General features: G+C 63.7%; 18 protein-coding genes. 1 reads left to right on the top strand and 17 read right to left on the bottom strand.

The genetic code is table 11. The features are described from left to right. Window positions 1–51: 51 nt before the first annotated feature. Window positions 52–798: a Nif3-like dinuclear metal center hexameric protein gene (locus ACR9ZC_RS08965; protein ID WP_481580015.1), complete on the bottom strand. Its 747-nt coding sequence runs from the start codon at window positions 796–798 to the stop codon at window positions 52–54. A 19-nt stretch (window positions 799–817) separates the two neighbouring features. Between ACR9ZC_RS08965 and ACR9ZC_RS08960 the strand changes: the two genes are divergently transcribed. Then, entirely contained in the window at window positions 818–2,023 is a 1,206-nt protein-coding gene (locus tag ACR9ZC_RS08960; protein ID WP_481580014.1) for a Do family serine endopeptidase, read from the top strand. A 69-nt stretch (window positions 2,024–2,092) separates the two neighbouring features. On the opposite strand, the gene tatC is transcribed toward ACR9ZC_RS08960, so the two are convergent. From tatC to murA, 16 genes are all read right to left on the bottom strand, one after another. Continuing rightward, window positions 2,093–2,890 (bottom strand): twin-arginine translocase subunit TatC, encoded by a 798-nt coding sequence (tatC, locus tag ACR9ZC_RS08955; protein ID WP_440560080.1) that lies wholly within the window; start codon window positions 2,888–2,890, stop codon window positions 2,093–2,095. Window positions 2,891–2,968: 78 nt separating this feature from the next. After that, complete coding sequence (gene tatB, locus ACR9ZC_RS08950) at window positions 2,969–3,496, bottom strand: Sec-independent protein translocase protein TatB (RefSeq protein ID WP_481580013.1); 528 nt, start codon at window positions 3,494–3,496, stop codon at window positions 2,969–2,971. A 45-nt stretch (window positions 3,497–3,541) separates the two neighbouring features. Then, on the bottom strand, window positions 3,542–3,787 hold the full coding sequence (gene tatA, locus ACR9ZC_RS08945; RefSeq protein WP_331568203.1) for a Sec-independent protein translocase subunit TatA: 246 nt from the start codon (window positions 3,785–3,787) through the stop codon (window positions 3,542–3,544). Window positions 3,788–3,927: 140 nt separating this feature from the next. Continuing rightward, window positions 3,928–4,290, bottom strand: a complete 363-nt coding sequence (locus ACR9ZC_RS08940) for a histidine triad nucleotide-binding protein (RefSeq protein ID WP_481580012.1) — start codon at window positions 4,288–4,290, stop codon at window positions 3,928–3,930. A gap of 28 nt (window positions 4,291–4,318) precedes the next feature. After that, window positions 4,319–4,711, bottom strand: a complete 393-nt coding sequence (locus ACR9ZC_RS08935) for a DUF4870 family protein (RefSeq protein WP_481580011.1) — start codon at window positions 4,709–4,711, stop codon at window positions 4,319–4,321. A gap of 52 nt (window positions 4,712–4,763) precedes the next feature. Continuing rightward, the gene (locus ACR9ZC_RS08930) at window positions 4,764–5,126 is read right to left on the bottom strand and encodes a phosphoribosyl-ATP diphosphatase (protein WP_481580010.1); all 363 of its coding nucleotides are present in this window, start codon (window positions 5,124–5,126) and stop codon (window positions 4,764–4,766) included. 14 nt (window positions 5,127–5,140) lie between these two features. After that, complete coding sequence (gene hisI / locus ACR9ZC_RS08925) at window positions 5,141–5,548, bottom strand: phosphoribosyl-AMP cyclohydrolase (RefSeq protein ID WP_331568199.1); 408 nt, start codon at window positions 5,546–5,548, stop codon at window positions 5,141–5,143. An 18-nt stretch (window positions 5,549–5,566) separates the two neighbouring features. Continuing rightward, on the bottom strand, window positions 5,567–6,340 hold the full coding sequence (hisF, locus tag ACR9ZC_RS08920; RefSeq protein WP_331568198.1) for an imidazole glycerol phosphate synthase subunit HisF: 774 nt from the start codon (window positions 6,338–6,340) through the stop codon (window positions 5,567–5,569). Window positions 6,341–6,434: 94 nt separating this feature from the next. After that, complete coding sequence (gene hisA, locus ACR9ZC_RS08915; RefSeq protein ID WP_331568197.1) at window positions 6,435–7,187, bottom strand: 1-(5-phosphoribosyl)-5-[(5-phosphoribosylamino)methylideneamino]imidazole-4-carboxamide isomerase; 753 nt, start codon at window positions 7,185–7,187, stop codon at window positions 6,435–6,437. Window positions 7,188–7,328: 141 nt separating this feature from the next. Then, a complete protein-coding gene (gene hisH / locus ACR9ZC_RS08910; protein ID WP_481580009.1) occupies window positions 7,329–7,970 on the bottom strand; it encodes an imidazole glycerol phosphate synthase subunit HisH in 642 nt (213 codons plus the stop codon). Continuing rightward, a complete protein-coding gene (locus tag ACR9ZC_RS08905; RefSeq protein WP_331568195.1) occupies window positions 7,967–8,587 on the bottom strand; it encodes a MarC family protein in 621 nt (206 codons plus the stop codon). The genes hisH and ACR9ZC_RS08905 overlap by 4 nt, the downstream gene beginning before the upstream one ends. Window positions 8,588–8,626: 39 nt before the next feature. Then, window positions 8,627–9,214: an imidazoleglycerol-phosphate dehydratase HisB gene (gene hisB / locus ACR9ZC_RS08900; RefSeq protein ID WP_331568194.1), complete on the bottom strand. Its 588-nt coding sequence runs from the start codon at window positions 9,212–9,214 to the stop codon at window positions 8,627–8,629. Between the two features lie 90 nt (window positions 9,215–9,304). Next, complete coding sequence (hisC, locus tag ACR9ZC_RS08895) at window positions 9,305–10,378, bottom strand: histidinol-phosphate transaminase (protein WP_481580008.1); 1,074 nt, start codon at window positions 10,376–10,378, stop codon at window positions 9,305–9,307. Window positions 10,379–10,389: 11 nt separating this feature from the next. Then, on the bottom strand, window positions 10,390–11,712 hold the full coding sequence (gene hisD, locus ACR9ZC_RS08890) for a histidinol dehydrogenase (RefSeq protein ID WP_481580007.1): 1,323 nt from the start codon (window positions 11,710–11,712) through the stop codon (window positions 10,390–10,392). Window positions 11,713–11,764: 52 nt separating this feature from the next. After that, on the bottom strand, window positions 11,765–12,430 hold the full coding sequence (gene hisG / locus ACR9ZC_RS08885; RefSeq protein ID WP_481580006.1) for an ATP phosphoribosyltransferase: 666 nt from the start codon (window positions 12,428–12,430) through the stop codon (window positions 11,765–11,767). Next, window positions 12,427–13,743 carry a UDP-N-acetylglucosamine 1-carboxyvinyltransferase gene (gene murA, locus ACR9ZC_RS08880; protein WP_481582628.1) on the bottom strand — a complete coding sequence of 439 codons (1,317 nt, stop codon included), beginning with the start codon at window positions 13,741–13,743 and terminating at the stop codon, window positions 12,427–12,429. The genes hisG and murA overlap by 4 nt, the downstream gene beginning before the upstream one ends. Window positions 13,744–13,767 lie beyond the last annotated feature (24 nt).

The raw sequence follows: 13,767 nt of genomic DNA, 5'->3' as shown, positions 1-13,767 counted from the left end.
CAAGCATTTCGCGTATCGGGTGGATCGTGCAACGCAGCGCAATTCCGATAATCAGACGGGATTATCGATATCGATAAAGAGGTGTTCGATATCGAACTGCTCGGACAAATGGGCGCCGAGCGCCTGCACCCCGAAGCGTTCCGTCGCATGGTGCCCCGCCGCAAGAAACGCGACGCCGCTCTCGGCAGCGATATGCGTAGTCGGCTCGGAAATCTCGCCCGTCAGAAAGACATCGGCGCCGGCGTCGATGGCGGCCTCGAAATAGCTCTGCGCGGCCCCCGTGCACCAGGCGATGCGGCGCAACTCGCGCTCGGGGTCCCCCAGCACGAGTGGCGTACGGCCGAGCGTATGCTCGACTTGTGCCGTGAAGTGAGCGAGCGTGATCGGCATCGGCAGCGTGGCCATCCAGCCGAGATCGTCGGCGCCGAAGTGCGCATCGGCAATCAAACCCATGCGCGCACCGAGCTGCGCGTTATTGCCGTACTCGGGATGCGCATCGAGCGGCAGGTGAAACGCGAACAGATTCATGTCGCTGGCGATGAGGGCCTTCAGGCGCCGATATTTGCGCCCGACGATCTGCGGCATTTCGTTGCGCCAGAAGTAGCCGTGATGCACGAGCAATGCGTCGGCCCCCCACTCGCGCGCAGCTTCGACGAATGCGAGCGACGCCGTGACACCGGTAGCGATCTTCTCGATGCGGCGGCGCCCCTCGACTTGCAGCCCATTGGGGCAATAGTCCTTGAAGCGTGCCGTGCCGAGCATATCGTTCAAGTACAATTCAAGTTCGATCCGATCCATAGAATCCTCTAATCTTCAAATGCTTAGACGCTTTTGGCTGTTCTTTGCCCAAGCGGTCACGGTGCTGCTCGCGCTGATGTTCATCGTCGTGACGCTCAAGCCGCAATGGCTGCAGCGGCAAGGACAGCTCGGCAAGCAACTGGCCTCGCCCATCGTGGCGCTGCGCGAAGTCGCGCCGGGTACAGGCTCGACACCGACGGTCACGTCATATGCCGATGCCGCGCAAAGGGCGATGCCGGCCGTCGTCAACGTGTTTTCGGGCAAAGCCGGATCGTTGCCGCCCAACCCGCAGGCCAACAACCCACTGTTCCGCTACTTCTTCGGCAATCCGAAAGGGGGCAAGGAACCGCCCCAGGATGAGCCGGCAACGAACCTCGGATCGGGCGTCATCGTCAGCTCGGAAGGCTACATTCTAACGAACCAACATGTCGTCGACGGGGCGGACCAGATCGAAATCGCCCTGGCCGACGGCCGCCGCACCAATGCGAAAGTGGTCGGCGTCGATCCCGAAACGGACCTCGCGGTGCTCAAGATCGGCATGACGAATCTGCCGACGATCACGCTCGGGCGGATCGACGAGGCGCGCGTAGGCGATGTGGTGCTTGCAATCGGCAACCCGTTCGGCGTCGGTCAAACGGTGACGATGGGCATCATCAGCGCACTCGGGCGCAATCACCTCGGCATCAATACATTCGAAAACTTCATTCAGACCGATGCGCCGATCAACCCGGGCAACTCGGGCGGCGCACTCGTCGATGCCCGCGGCAACCTGCTCGGCATCAATACGGCCATCTACTCGCGCTCCGGGGGCTCGCTCGGCATCGGCTTCGCCATCCCCGTCTCCACAGCCAGGAGCGTGCTGGAAAGCATCATTACGACGGGCTCGGTCACGCGCGGCTGGATCGGCGTCGAGCCGCAGGATGTGACACCGGCGATCGCCGAATCGTTCGGGCTCCAGCAAAAGGGCACGATCGTCGCCGGCGTGCTGCAAGGCGGTCCCGCCGACAAGGCCGGCATCAAGCCCGGCGATGTGCTGCTCGACGTCAATGGCCAGGAAATCACCGACACGACGCGGCTTCTGAACGTCATTGCGCAAATCAAGCCCGGCACCGATGCGAAGATCCGTCTGATGCGCAAGAACAAGGAGATGCTGGTCGACGTCATGATCGGCAAGCGCCCGCCTCCGCCGAAAGGCAGCAGCGACGACAGCCAACAAGACGAGTGACGGGCGTGACGGAAAGGGCCGGGGCCGGTTTGCGCCGCGGCTGGCTCGACTTGAGCCGCTCGCGGGCTTTCAGCTCGCGGCGTTCTCGCCGTCCGCTACCGGTGGCGCCTTGCCCACGAGGAGCCGCGCCGCAATGATTCCAGCCTCATAGAGCACGATGAGCGGCACGGCCAGGATCAGCTGCGAGAACACGTCGGGCGGGGTGACGACGGCCGACACCACGAATGCGCCAACGATCACGTAAGGGCGGATTTCCCTGAGCTTTTTCACCGTCAGCAAACCCATGCGCACGAGCAGCACGACCACGATCGGCACCTCGAAGGTCACGCCGAACGCGAGAAACATCGTCAGCACGAAGCTCAGATAGTTGTCGATGTCGGTCGACATCTCCGCGCCGAGCGGGGCGTTGTAATGCGCCATGACACGGAAAATCGTCGGGAACACGACGAAGTAGGCGAACGCCATGCCACAGAGAAAAAGCGAATAGCTGCTGCCGATGAGTGGCGCGATGAGCCGCTTTTCGTGCTGATAGAGTCCGGGCGCAACGAAAGCCCAGATCTGGTAGAGCACGACCGGCAACGCTATGACGAATGCAACGAGCATCGTCACCTTCATCGGCACGAAAAACGAGCCCGTGACGTCGGTGACGATCATCTTGCCGCCGCTCGGCAGGTTTTGCATCAGCGGCCGGGCCAGCAGCCGGAAAATATCGGGGGCCCAATAGACGAGCGCAACGAATACGACAATGACGGAGATGCCGGCCCGGATGATGCGGTCGCGCAGTTCGACGAGATGCGAGATGAACGTCTCTTGCGAATCGTCGCCCTGCTCCGGGTCGTGGTCCTGGTTCTGTTTCGGGTCGCTCACGCCGGCCCTCGTTGGAAATTCGAAAAGCGTGGCATCGCACGCTCGAAGACGGGAAGCGTCAAGGGCATGCCCATCCGGTCAGAGAAAGCGCCGCGGCCGGCGCAGGCTGGCCGGCGTATGGCGCGCGACGCGCGCCGCCCCGGACAGCACATGCGTTCGCCGTCCCGTCGCCCGTTTGTACCAAGTGGGCATCGTCAAACGCTTCGCCCGCCAGTTGCGGCGTTTTTCGGCGAGCGCCGGGCCGCGCGACCACGTGGACACCCCACTGTCGGAGCCGTCCGACGACGCCCCACCGCCGGCGATGCTCGGCGAAACGCTCGTGCCGGCCTGCCAGGCCTCGTTGAGCTCGGCTTCGTGGCGCCGGACGTTTTCGTGAATCGTGTTTTCGACGTTGTGCGCGGCGGCTTCGAACTCGCTCTTCATGCGGCGCAATTCGTCGAGCTCGATTTCGCGCGTAACTTCGGCTTTGACATCGTTGATATAGCGCTGTGCGCGGCCGAACAGCGCCCCGGCGGTGCGCGCCACACGGGGCAGCCGCTCGGGGCCGAGCACGACCAGCGCGACCACGCCGATCAGCGCCATTTTGGTGAGACCGAGGTCGAGCATGGTTGTCGTTCTATCCCGGCAGGCCTCGCAGCGTCGCTCCGCGCATCAGCGGTAGTCGCCCGAACGGGTTTTTTCCTTCGCCTCGACGTCGACCGTGCGCGCGGTCGGCAACTCGGGATGCTCGCCGCCATTCGCAGCCGGGCCCGGTGTCTCGTGTTCCTTCATGCCCTCTTTGAAACCCTTCACGGCACTGCCCAAATCGCTGCCGATATTGCGCAGCTTTTTCGTGCCGAAAACCAGCGCCACGATCAGCAGCACGATCAGCCAATGCCAAACGCTAAACGAACCCATGAAAATCTCCAGAACCCCGCCGCTGCATGGAAATTCATGCCCGGCCAAGCAACATCGGCCTTGCAGCCGCAATCAGCGCGCATGCGCTCCGTCGTCTCTACCCCGCATACCCTTTTGTTCTGCGCAATACACGTTGGGCGTCAGCCCATCCGTTGCCACGGACGCGGCCCCGCGAGCAGATGCGCGTGCAGATGATAGACCTCCTGTCCGCCGCCCGGCCCTGTGTTGATGACCGTGCGAAAACCTGTCTCGCCGCCCGTGTACGCGCAGCCGAGCTTATCGGCGAGCTGCGACACCAGAATCATCATTCTACCAAGCAGCGGTGCGTCGCTTTCGACGCAGTGAGACAGCGTATCGATGTGTCGTCTCGGGATGACGAGGATATGCGTTTGCGCCGCGGGGCGGATGTCCTTGAACGCGACGAACTCGTCGTCCTCGTGGACCTTCGCGCTCGGAATTTCGCCGGCGGCGATCTTGCAGAAAAGACAGTTTTCGTGGCTCATGGTCTTCCCGGTTGTTCAATGCGCCGCCTCAGAACCAGGCGCTCGGATCGAGCGGCTTCGTTTCGTAAAGATACAGCCAACCCTTGACGATCCGATAGAGCATCCAGATCGACACGGCCGCCAGAATCGGAAATCCGATTATCGCGAAAACGAGAACGCCACCGATGATGTAGCCTGCGACACCGAACCAGAAGGTGCGGATCTGCCATTGGAAGTGATCGGCGTACGGCGTGCCCGCCGCATCGCCGCGTTTCAAGTAGTCGAGAATGATCGCGACGAGTCCTGACACACCGCCCGTGAACCAGTGCAGCGCATAGAGCCCATAAATGACGTGCGTCAGCGTGCGGATGCTGCGCTCGCGATCGGCATCGATCGTGCCCGTATACGCCGCCGGGGTCCGTCCGCCTTGCGGGTCATCCATGGTGGCTCTCCTCGCTTCGTGAATGTTGCCGTCGATCGGCCGGCAGCCCGATTCAGCCGCCGTTTTCCTCGCGCTCACGCCGCTTTCGGAGCGCCTTTTCCTCGATGCCCGACATGCCCTCGCGCCGCTCGAGTTCGGCGATGACGTCCGCCGGGCTCAAGTCGAAATGCGACAGCATGACGAGGCAATGGAACCAGAGGTCCGCCACCTCGCCGACGAGCGCCACGCGCGCGCCGCCCTGACGTACGTCCTTGGCGGCGAGAACGACCTCGGTCGCCTCCTCGCCGATCTTCTTGAGCACCGCGTCGTCACCGCGATGAAAAAGCCGCGCAACGTAGGAGCTTTCGGGGTCGCCGCCCTTGCGGCTGTCGATGATCGCGGCAAGCCGGACGAGCGTATCTTCGGTCAAAGGCATCGGTTGGGTGGCCATTATCGATAAATCTGTTCGGGGTCTTTCAGCACCGGATCGACGGCGACCCAGTCGCCCTCGTCAAGGGTGCCTTCGAATTTCTGGAAAAAGCATGAATGCCGGCCGGTATGGCAGGCAATGCCCGATACCTGCTCGACCTTCAGAAGCACCACGTCTTCGTCGCAATCGAGCCGCACTTCGTGCACACGCTGTACGTGGCCGGACTCCTCGCCTTTGAACCAGAGCCGTTGACGCGAACGCGAGAAGTAAACCGCGCGGCCCGTCTCGATCGTTTTCGCAAGCGCCTCGCGGTTCATCCACGCGAACATCAGCACGTCGTTCGTCGAGACTTCCTGTGCGATGACCGGCACGAGACCGTTCACGTCCCACTGGACTTTGTCGAGCCAGGGTTTGTCGGGTGTAATCATGTTCGTACCGTCTCGATCCTAGAGTCTCACGGCAATGCCCTGCGCGGCCATGAAGCGCTTGGCCTCGCCGACCGTATGCTGGCCGTAGTGGAAGATGCTGGCGGCCAAAACGGCGTCGGCACGGCCTTCGACAACGCCATCGGTCAGGTCTTGCAGCGATCCCACCCCGCCTGACGCAATCACCGGCACCGGTACGGCATCCGAGACAGCGCGCGTCAACGCCAGGTCGAATCCGCTTTTCGTGCCGTCGCGGTCCATGCTCGTCAGCAGGATTTCGCCCGCACCGAGTTCGGCCATCTTGCGCGCCCACTCGACGGCATCGAGCCCCGTCGCCTTGCGCCCGCCATGCGTGAAGACTTCCCAGCGCGGGGCCTCGTCGGCACCCGAGACGCGCTTTGCGTCGATCGCAACGACGATGCACTGCGCTCCATGCTTATCGGACGCATCGCGCACGAGCTGCGGGTTGGCCACCGCAGAGGAATTCATGCTGACCTTGTCCGCCCCCGCGTTCAGAAGCCGGCGCACGTCCTCCACAGCACGCACGCCGCCGCCCACCGTGAGCGGAATGAACACTTGCGAAGCCACGGCCTCGATGATCGGCAAAATCAGGTCGCGCCCGTCGGAGGTGGCGGTGATATCGAGGAACGTCAGTTCGTCGGCGCCTTGTTCGTCGTAGCGGCGCGCGATTTCGACGGGGTCGCCCGCGTCGCGCAGCTCGACGAAATTGACGCCCTTCACGACGCGCCCGGCGGTCACGTCGAGACAAGGGATGATGCGTTTAGCTAGAGCCATGATGATGCAGGTGCCGCTGCTGATGGGCCGCCCTTTCGCGAAAGCCGGCGGCGCCGTCCTTTCGAGAGCGATGGGTTGCGCGGGTACGGCGCGCTCAAGCGTCGTCCGATTCGCGCAAGGTATCGGCGCGCGTTTGCGCCGCGGTGAAATCGAGATCACCCGAATAGATCGCGCGCCCGCAGATGACGCCTTCGATGCCTTCATCCTCGACTTCGCACAGCGAATCGATATCCGCGAGGCTGGACAAACCGCCGCTTGCGATCACCGGGATTTTCACCGCGCGGGCAAGCCGTACCGTCGCATCGATATTGATGCCCTGGAGCATGCCGTCGCGCCCGATATCCGTGTAGATGATCGATTCGCAACCGTAGTCTTCGAATTTCTGCGCGAGATCGACGACTTCGTGGCCCGTCAACTTGCTCCAGCCGTCGGTGGCGACCTTACCGTCCTTGGCGTCGAGCCCGACGATGATGTGGCCGCCGAATGCCGTGCAGGCGTCTTGCAGGAAACCAGGATTCTTCACGGCCGCGGTGCCGATGATCACATACGAGAGACCGTCGTCGAGGTACCGTTCGATCGTTTCGAGGTCGCGGATGCCGCCGCCCAACTGGACGGGAATCTCGGTACCGACTTCCTCGATGATCGCTCGGATCGCTTCCTCGTTTCTCGGCTTGCCGGCAAACGCGCCGTTCAGATCGACGAGATGCAGCCGCCGCGCACCGCGCTCGACCCAGTGACGGGCCATCGCGGCAGGGTCCTCGGAGAATATCGTCGCCTGGTCCATATCCCCTTGTTTCAGGCGCACGCACTGACCGTCCTTGAGGTCGATGGCGGGAATCAGCAGCATAGCAATCGCGTAAGTCTGGATGGTTGGGTATCGTGGATGCCCGCCGGCGCGCCTGGATACGGGCGCACGGCGAACCGTCTCGCTAGTTTAGTACACTCTTTCGACGCTCAAGCCGTCATTTCGATGCAAAAAGCGCGACATTCAAGGGTTCCAGTGCACGAAGTTGCGATAAACGCGCAGCCCCGATTCGGCGCTCTTTTCGGGGTGAAACTGTGTCGCGAACACGTTGTCGCGGGCCACTGCCGACGCAAACAGCCCGCCGTAGTCCGTTTCCCCCGCCGTATGAGCGCGATTGTCGGGCACGGCATAGTAGCTGTGCACGAAATAAAAATAGCTGCCATCGGGCACGCCGTCCCACAGCGGGTGCGGCACCGCCTGTCGGACGCGGTTCCAGCCCATTTGCGGCACCTTGAAGCGCGAGCCGTCGTCCTGCAGCCGGCCATCGAGCTCGAAGCGCACGACTTTGCCGGGCAGCAGGCCCAGCCCCTTCGTATCGCCTTCCTCGCTCCAGTCGAACAACATCTGCTCGCCGACACACACGCCCATCAAGGGTTTGGTGCGCGCCGCCTCGAGCACCGACTCCTCGAGCCCCGATTCGCGCAACGAGCGCATGCAGTCGCGCATCGCGCCCTGGCCGGGCAGCACGACGCGATCGGCGGTGCGGATGCCTTCGGGCCGATCGACGATCGCCACGTCCGCTTCCGGGGCCGCCTTTTTCAGCGCCTGCTGCACCGAGCGCAGGTTGCCCATACCGTAATCCACAATCGCAATTGACGTCTTCATCTCAAATTAGGCAGTAACGCCTTCAATCCGTCGACGATGAACTCCACCGCCAGCGCCGACAACATCAAACCCATCAACCGCGTGCCGATATTGATACCGGTCTGTCCGATCCAGCGGGCAATCGGCGCCGCGAGCCTCAGCGTTCCGAAGCAGATGACCGCGATGGCCAGGCCGATCGCCACGAGCCCGAGCCGGTCGTACCAATGATGCGCGCTCGCCGCATAGACGATCACCGTACTGATCGAACCCGGCCCCGTCAGCAGCGGGATCGCGAGCGGCACGACCGCGATGCTGTTCTTCGATTCGGCTTCGTCGCGCTCCTCCGCCGTGGCGCGCGCGTTGCCGACCTGCGCGTTGAGCATGCTGATAGCCATCAGCAGCATGATGATGCCGCCGCCGACTTCCAGCGAGCCGACCGAGATGCCGAAGAAGCCGATGATTTGCTGGCCGAGCAGCGTCGTGACGGCAATCACGCAAAACACCGAAATCGAAGCGATGCGAATCGTGCGCCGCCTCTCACCCTCCGAATGTTCGGATGTCAGGCTCAGGAAAAACGGCACGGCGCCGATCGGATTGATCAGCGCCAGCAGCGAAATAAACGATTTGAGAAGATCCATCGGTGTGCGCGGCGCGCGCGCCGGTGAGCCGTCCTCGCTTTAAAGAGTGCCTTTGGTCGACGGGATCTGCCCCGCCGCACGTTCGTCGAGTTCGACGGCCATGCGCAACGCCCGGCCGAACGCCTTGAAGACCGTTTCCATCTGATGATGCGCGTTCACGCCGCGCAGATTGTCGATATGGAGCGTCACCTTCGCATGATTGACGAAGCCGCGAAAGAATTCGCTCGCCAGATCGACATCGAACGTGCCGATGCGCGCGCGGGTGAACGGCACATGCATGTCCAGCAGCGGCCGCCCCGAGAAGTCGACCACCACGCGCGAGAGCGCCTCGTCGAGCGGTACGTAGGCGTGGCCGTAGCGGCGAATACCCTTTTTATCGCCGACCGCCTGGGCGAAAGCCATGCCGAGCGTGATACCCGTATCTTCCACCGTGTGGTGATCGTCGATATGGAGGTCGCCCTGCGCCTCGACCTCGAGATCGATCAAGCCGTGACGGGCGATCTGGTCGAGCATGTGGTCGAGAAACGGCACGCCGGTCGCGAGCTTTTGCTGACCGGTACCGTCCAAATTGACCTTCACACGGATCTGCGTTTCGCTGGTATTGCGAACGACTTCCGCTACGCGCATGGAAAACCTCGAATCTGACTGCAAAGGGTGTGGGGCGAAATGTGCCGGCCGCCGCACGCCCAGGGCGACGACGGCACGAATTTTCAGTAGTTACTTCAATATGAGCTTGAGTGCCGCCAGCATTTGGGCATTCTCTTCGGGCGTACCCACGGTCAAACGCACACAATCGGTCAGCAACGGGTGCATTTTACCCACGTTTTTGATCAAAACCCGCGCAGCCAGCAGCGTTTCGAACACCGCGTCCGCGTCGGGCACCCGCACGAGCAGAAAATTGCCTGCACTCGGGAACACGGTCGTGCCCGGCAACGCTGCGATGGCCTGGGCAAGAGTCTCGCGCTCGGCACGCAACCGGGCGGCCTGGACTTCCAGCACATCCTCGACATGATCGAGCATGAACTCGGCCGCCGCCTGCGTCAGTACATTGATGTTGAACGGCGGGCGAACCTTGTCGAGCTCGTCGAGCCAGGCCGGCGAGCCCACCAGATAGCCGAGCCGGATTCCCGCCAGCCCGAGCTTCGACACGGTGCGCATCACCACGACGTTGTCGAACTGCAGTACGCGCGAAAGCCAGCTTTTCTGGGCGAACGGCTGGTAGGCCTCGTCGATGACGACGAGGCTTTTGGTCGCCGCCGCGATGATCCGCTCGATATCGGCATCCGGGTACAGCGTGCCGGTGGGATTGTTCGGATAGGCCAGATAGACGATGGCCGGCGCGTGCTCGGCGATCGCGGCGAGCATTGCGTCGGTATCGAGCGTCAGATCGGGCCGGTGCGGCACGCCGACGAATTCGAGCTGCGCGAATTTCGCCGACATCTGGTACATGACGAAGCCGGGCGCGGGCGCCAACAGCTTCGCGCCCGGCTTCGCACAGGCGACGGCGATCATGCTGATGATCTCGTCGGAGCCGTTGCCGAGCAGCACGGTGCTGCCCGCGGGCGCACCCATTACCCGCTTCAGTTTTTCGATGAGCGCGGCCGGACGCGGCGCCGGATAGCGATTGAGCGCCACGCCCGCGAGGCGTTCGCCGAGCTCCGTGGCGAGCGCCTCGGGCAGCGTGAACGGATTTTCCATCGCATCGAGCTTGACGAGCCCCGTTGCATCGGGAACGGGATAGCTCGTCATGCCCAGCACGTCGGGGCGGATGATGTCTTGCGGTCGGGTCATGGTCGTCGCTCTCAGCCGGTTTGCTTCATGCGGTACTCGGCGCTCTTGGCATGCGCCGGCAGCCCTTCCCCATACGCGAGTTCCGCCGCGATCTCGCCGAGCGTTTGCGCGCCCTCGGCGCTGACTTCGATCACGCTCGAGCGCTTGAAGAAATCGTAGACGCCGAGCGGTGACGAAAATCTCGCGGTACGCGAGGTCGGGAGCACGTGATTCGGGCCGGCGCAGTAGTCGCCGAGGCTCTCGCTCGTGAAGCGGCCGATGAAGATCGCTCCGGCATGACGGATTTCCTTCGCCCACTGTTGCGCGTCGAGCGCCGAAATCTCGAGGTGCTCCGGCGCGATCCGGTTCGCGATCGCGCAGGCCTCGGCCATGTCGCGCACCTTGACGAGCGCGCCACGGCCCTCGAGCGAACGCTGAATCACGTCACGGCGCGGCATCGTCGGCAAGAGCTCGGCAATCGCCTCCTCCACGCGCGCAATGAATGCTTTATCCGGACACAGCAGGATCGACTGTGCGAGCTCGTCGTGCTCGGCCTGCGAGAAAAGATCCATCGCGATCCAGCGGGGATCCGTCGTTCCGTCGCACAGCACGAGGATTTCCGACGGGCCGGCGATCATGTCGATGCCCACCGTGCCGAATACGCGTCGTTTGGCCGACGCCACGTACGCGTTGCCGGGACCGCAGATCTTGTCGACGGCAGGTACCGTCTCGGTTCCGTATGCAAGTGCGCCGATCGCCTGCGCGCCGCCGATCGTGAAGACGCGATCGACTCCGCCCAAGAGCGCAGCCGCCAGCACGAGCGGGTTTTGCACGCCGTCGGGGGTCGGCACGACCATGACGATCTCGCGTACGCCGGCCACGCGCGCCGGTACGGCGTTCATCAGCACGGAGGACGGATAGGCGGCCTTGCCGCCCGGCACATAGATGCCGGCGCGATCGAGCGGCGTGACTTTCTGACCGAGCACCGTGCCGTCGGCTTCCGTGTATTGCCAGCTATGGCTGCCGCATTCGATCTTCTGCTTCTCGTGGTAGGCGCGCACGCGCGCGGCCGCCGCTTCGAGCGCGGCACGCTGTTTCGGCTGAAGGCCCTCCAGCGCCGCTTCGAGCGCGGCAGGGGGCAGCTCCAACGCTGCCACGCTGGTGGCGTCGAGCCGATCGAAGCGGTTGGTGTACTCGAGCACGGCTTCATCGCCGCGCGCTTTCACGTCGGCGAGAATCTGTGCAACCGAGCGCTCGATCGCTTCATCCTCGCTCGCCTCGAAGGCGAGCACCGCCGCGAGCGTCGCGTCGAAATCGGCGGCGCTCGAATCGAGTTTGCGAATCTTCAAAGACATGCTGGTATCCGTTCGGTAAGGCGCGCGTTGCCAAGTCGGCTCGTCGCACCGCTTACGCGGGCGCCGTGCCTCGTTTCGAGGCGCGTTCGAACGCGTCGAGAAACGGCTTGAGCGCCGCGCGCTTGAGCTTGAGCGCAGCCTGGTTCACCACGAGGCGCGAAGAGATCTCCATGATTTCCTCGACCTCGACGAGATTGTTCGCGCGCAGCGTTCCGCCCGAGCTGACGAGGTCGACGATCGCATCGGCCAGCCCGACGAGCGGCGCGAGTTCCATCGAGCCGTAGAGCTTGATCAGATCGACGTGCACACCCTTCGCCGCGAAATGCTCGCGAGCCGTTTGCACGTACTTCGTCGCCACGCGCAGACGGGCGCCTTGGCGCACCGCGTTCGCGTAATCGAAGCCCGCCTTCACGGCGACCGACATGCGGCAACGCGCGATGTTCAGATCGACGGGCTGGTACAAACCGCCGCCGCCGTGCTCGAGCAGCACATCCTTGCCCGCGACGCCGAAATCGGCTGCGCCGTACTCGACGTAGGTCGGCACGTCGGTCGCGCGCACGATGATGACGCGCAAGTTGCCGGCGCTCGTCGGCAGGATCAGCTTGCGCGAAGTCTCGGGGTCTTCCGATACCTCGACGCCGGCTGCCGCCAGGAGCGGCATCGTCTCTTCGAAAATGCGCCCCTTCGAGAGCGCGAGCGTCAACGGTTGGGCACTCATGCGCGAGCTCCGGAATGCGCAGGAACGCGGCGCACGTTCGCGCCGATGCGCGTGAGTTTGTCCTCCATCCGATCGTAGCCTCGATCGAGATGGTAGATGCGCTCGACGATGGTCTCGCCTTGCGCCGTCAAGCCGGCGATCACGAGGCTCGCCGAGGCCCGCAGGTCGGTGGCCATGACCGTCGCGCCCGACAGTTCGCGCACGCCCGTGACGAGCGCCGTATTGCCGTCGATGGCGATATGCGCGCCGAGGCGGTTCAATTCCTGCACGTGCATGAAGCGGTTTTCGAAGATCGTCTCGATGACTTGCGCACTGCCTTCGGCAATCGCATTGAGCGCCATGAACTGGGCCTGCATATCGGTCGGGAACGCCGGGTACTCCGACGTGCGCACGCTGACGGCGCTCGGGCGCCCGTCCATCCGAACGCGCAGCCAGTCGTCGCCCTCTTCGATCGTCACGCCGGCCTCACGCAGCTTGGCCGTGACCGCATCGAGCGTACTCGGGCGCACGTCGCGCAGCATGACGTCGCCCCCCGCCGCCGCGACGGCGCACAGGAACGTGCCGGCTTCGATCCGGTCGGGGATCACCGCGTGACGCGCGCCATGCAGCTTCTCGACACCCTGGATCACGAGACGATCCGTACCGATGCCGTCGATCTTCGCTCCCATCGCCACGAGCAGATGCGCCAGATCGCCGACCTCGGGCTCGCGCGCGGCGTTTTCGAGAATCGTCTCGCCGTCGGCGAGCACGGCCGCCATCAGCAGATTTTCGGTTCCGGTCACCGTGACCATGTCGGTCACGATGCGCGCGCCCTTCAACCGGCGCGCCCGCGCCTCGATGTAGCCATGCTCGATGCTGATGTCGGCGCCCATCGCCTGCAAGCCCTTGATGTGCTGATCGACCGGCCGCGCACCGATGGCGCAGCCGCCCGGCAGCGACACTTTCGCCGTGCCGAAGCGGGCCAGGAGCGGTCCGAGCACGAGAATCGACGCCCGCATCGTTTTCACGAGTTCGTAAGGCGCGACCGGATTGTCGACATGCGTAGCATCGAGCGACACCGTGCCGCCCGATAACCGAGCCCGTACGCCCATCTGTTCGAGCAGCGTCAGCGTCGTGCGAACATCCTTGAGGTCCGGCACGTTCGCAAGCTCGAGCGGATCGGCCGCGAGCAGGCTCGCGCAGAGAATCGGCAAGGCCGCGTTCTTGGCGCCCGAAACGCTCAATTCGCCTGAAAGGCGGCGGCCGCCTTCGATCGAAAGTTTATCCATGCCGAGCTGTCCCTCGCGCGCGGCGCCGCTGCCGGCTGCCGCCATATCGTCTTGTGTAATGCGCACTAC

The sequence above is a fragment of the Trinickia sp. HAY1-2D genome, from assembly GCF_056754935.1.
Note: the sequence above shows the minus strand (reverse complement) of the source record. Positions and strands in the feature narration are given on the sequence as shown.

Excerpts from the sequence above, each read along its gene's own strand:
- hisB (WP_331568194.1), bottom strand. The coding sequence starts at position 9,214 with ATGCGCGTAGCGGAAGTCGTTCGCAATACCAGCGAAACGCAGATCCGT.
- hisC (WP_481580008.1), bottom strand. The coding sequence starts at position 10,378 with ATGACCCGACCGCAAGACATCATCCGCCCCGACGTGCTGGGCATGACG.
- ACR9ZC_RS08930 (WP_481580010.1), bottom strand. The coding sequence starts at position 5,126 with ATGCCTTTGACCGAAGATACGCTCGTCCGGCTTGCCGCGATCATCGAC.
- tatA (WP_331568203.1), bottom strand. The coding sequence starts at position 3,787 with ATGGGTTCGTTTAGCGTTTGGCATTGGCTGATCGTGCTGCTGATCGTG.
- hisF (WP_331568198.1), bottom strand. The coding sequence starts at position 6,340 with ATGGCTCTAGCTAAACGCATCATCCCTTGTCTCGACGTGACCGCCGGG.
- ACR9ZC_RS08960 (WP_481580014.1), top strand. The coding sequence starts at position 818 with ATGCTTAGACGCTTTTGGCTGTTCTTTGCCCAAGCGGTCACGGTGCTG.
- ACR9ZC_RS08905 (WP_331568195.1), bottom strand. The coding sequence starts at position 8,587 with ATGGATCTTCTCAAATCGTTTATTTCGCTGCTGGCGCTGATCAATCCG.
- hisI (WP_331568199.1), bottom strand. The coding sequence starts at position 5,548 with ATGATTACACCCGACAAACCCTGGCTCGACAAAGTCCAGTGGGACGTG.
- ACR9ZC_RS08935 (WP_481580011.1), bottom strand. The coding sequence starts at position 4,711 with ATGGATGACCCGCAAGGCGGACGGACCCCGGCGGCGTATACGGGCACG.
- hisG (WP_481580006.1), bottom strand. The coding sequence starts at position 12,430 with ATGAGTGCCCAACCGTTGACGCTCGCGCTCTCGAAGGGGCGCATTTTC.
- hisD (WP_481580007.1), bottom strand. The coding sequence starts at position 11,712 with ATGTCTTTGAAGATTCGCAAACTCGATTCGAGCGCCGCCGATTTCGAC.
- tatB (WP_481580013.1), bottom strand. The coding sequence starts at position 3,496 with ATGCTCGACCTCGGTCTCACCAAAATGGCGCTGATCGGCGTGGTCGCG.
- ACR9ZC_RS08965 (WP_481580015.1), bottom strand. The coding sequence starts at position 798 with ATGGATCGGATCGAACTTGAATTGTACTTGAACGATATGCTCGGCACG.
- hisH (WP_481580009.1), bottom strand. The coding sequence starts at position 7,970 with ATGAAGACGTCAATTGCGATTGTGGATTACGGTATGGGCAACCTGCGC.
- hisA (WP_331568197.1), bottom strand. The coding sequence starts at position 7,187 with ATGCTGCTGATTCCCGCCATCGACCTCAAGGACGGTCAGTGCGTGCGC.
- ACR9ZC_RS08940 (WP_481580012.1), bottom strand. The coding sequence starts at position 4,290 with ATGAGCCACGAAAACTGTCTTTTCTGCAAGATCGCCGCCGGCGAAATT.
- murA (WP_481582628.1), bottom strand. The coding sequence starts at position 13,743 with ATGGCGGCAGCCGGCAGCGGCGCCGCGCGCGAGGGACAGCTCGGCATG.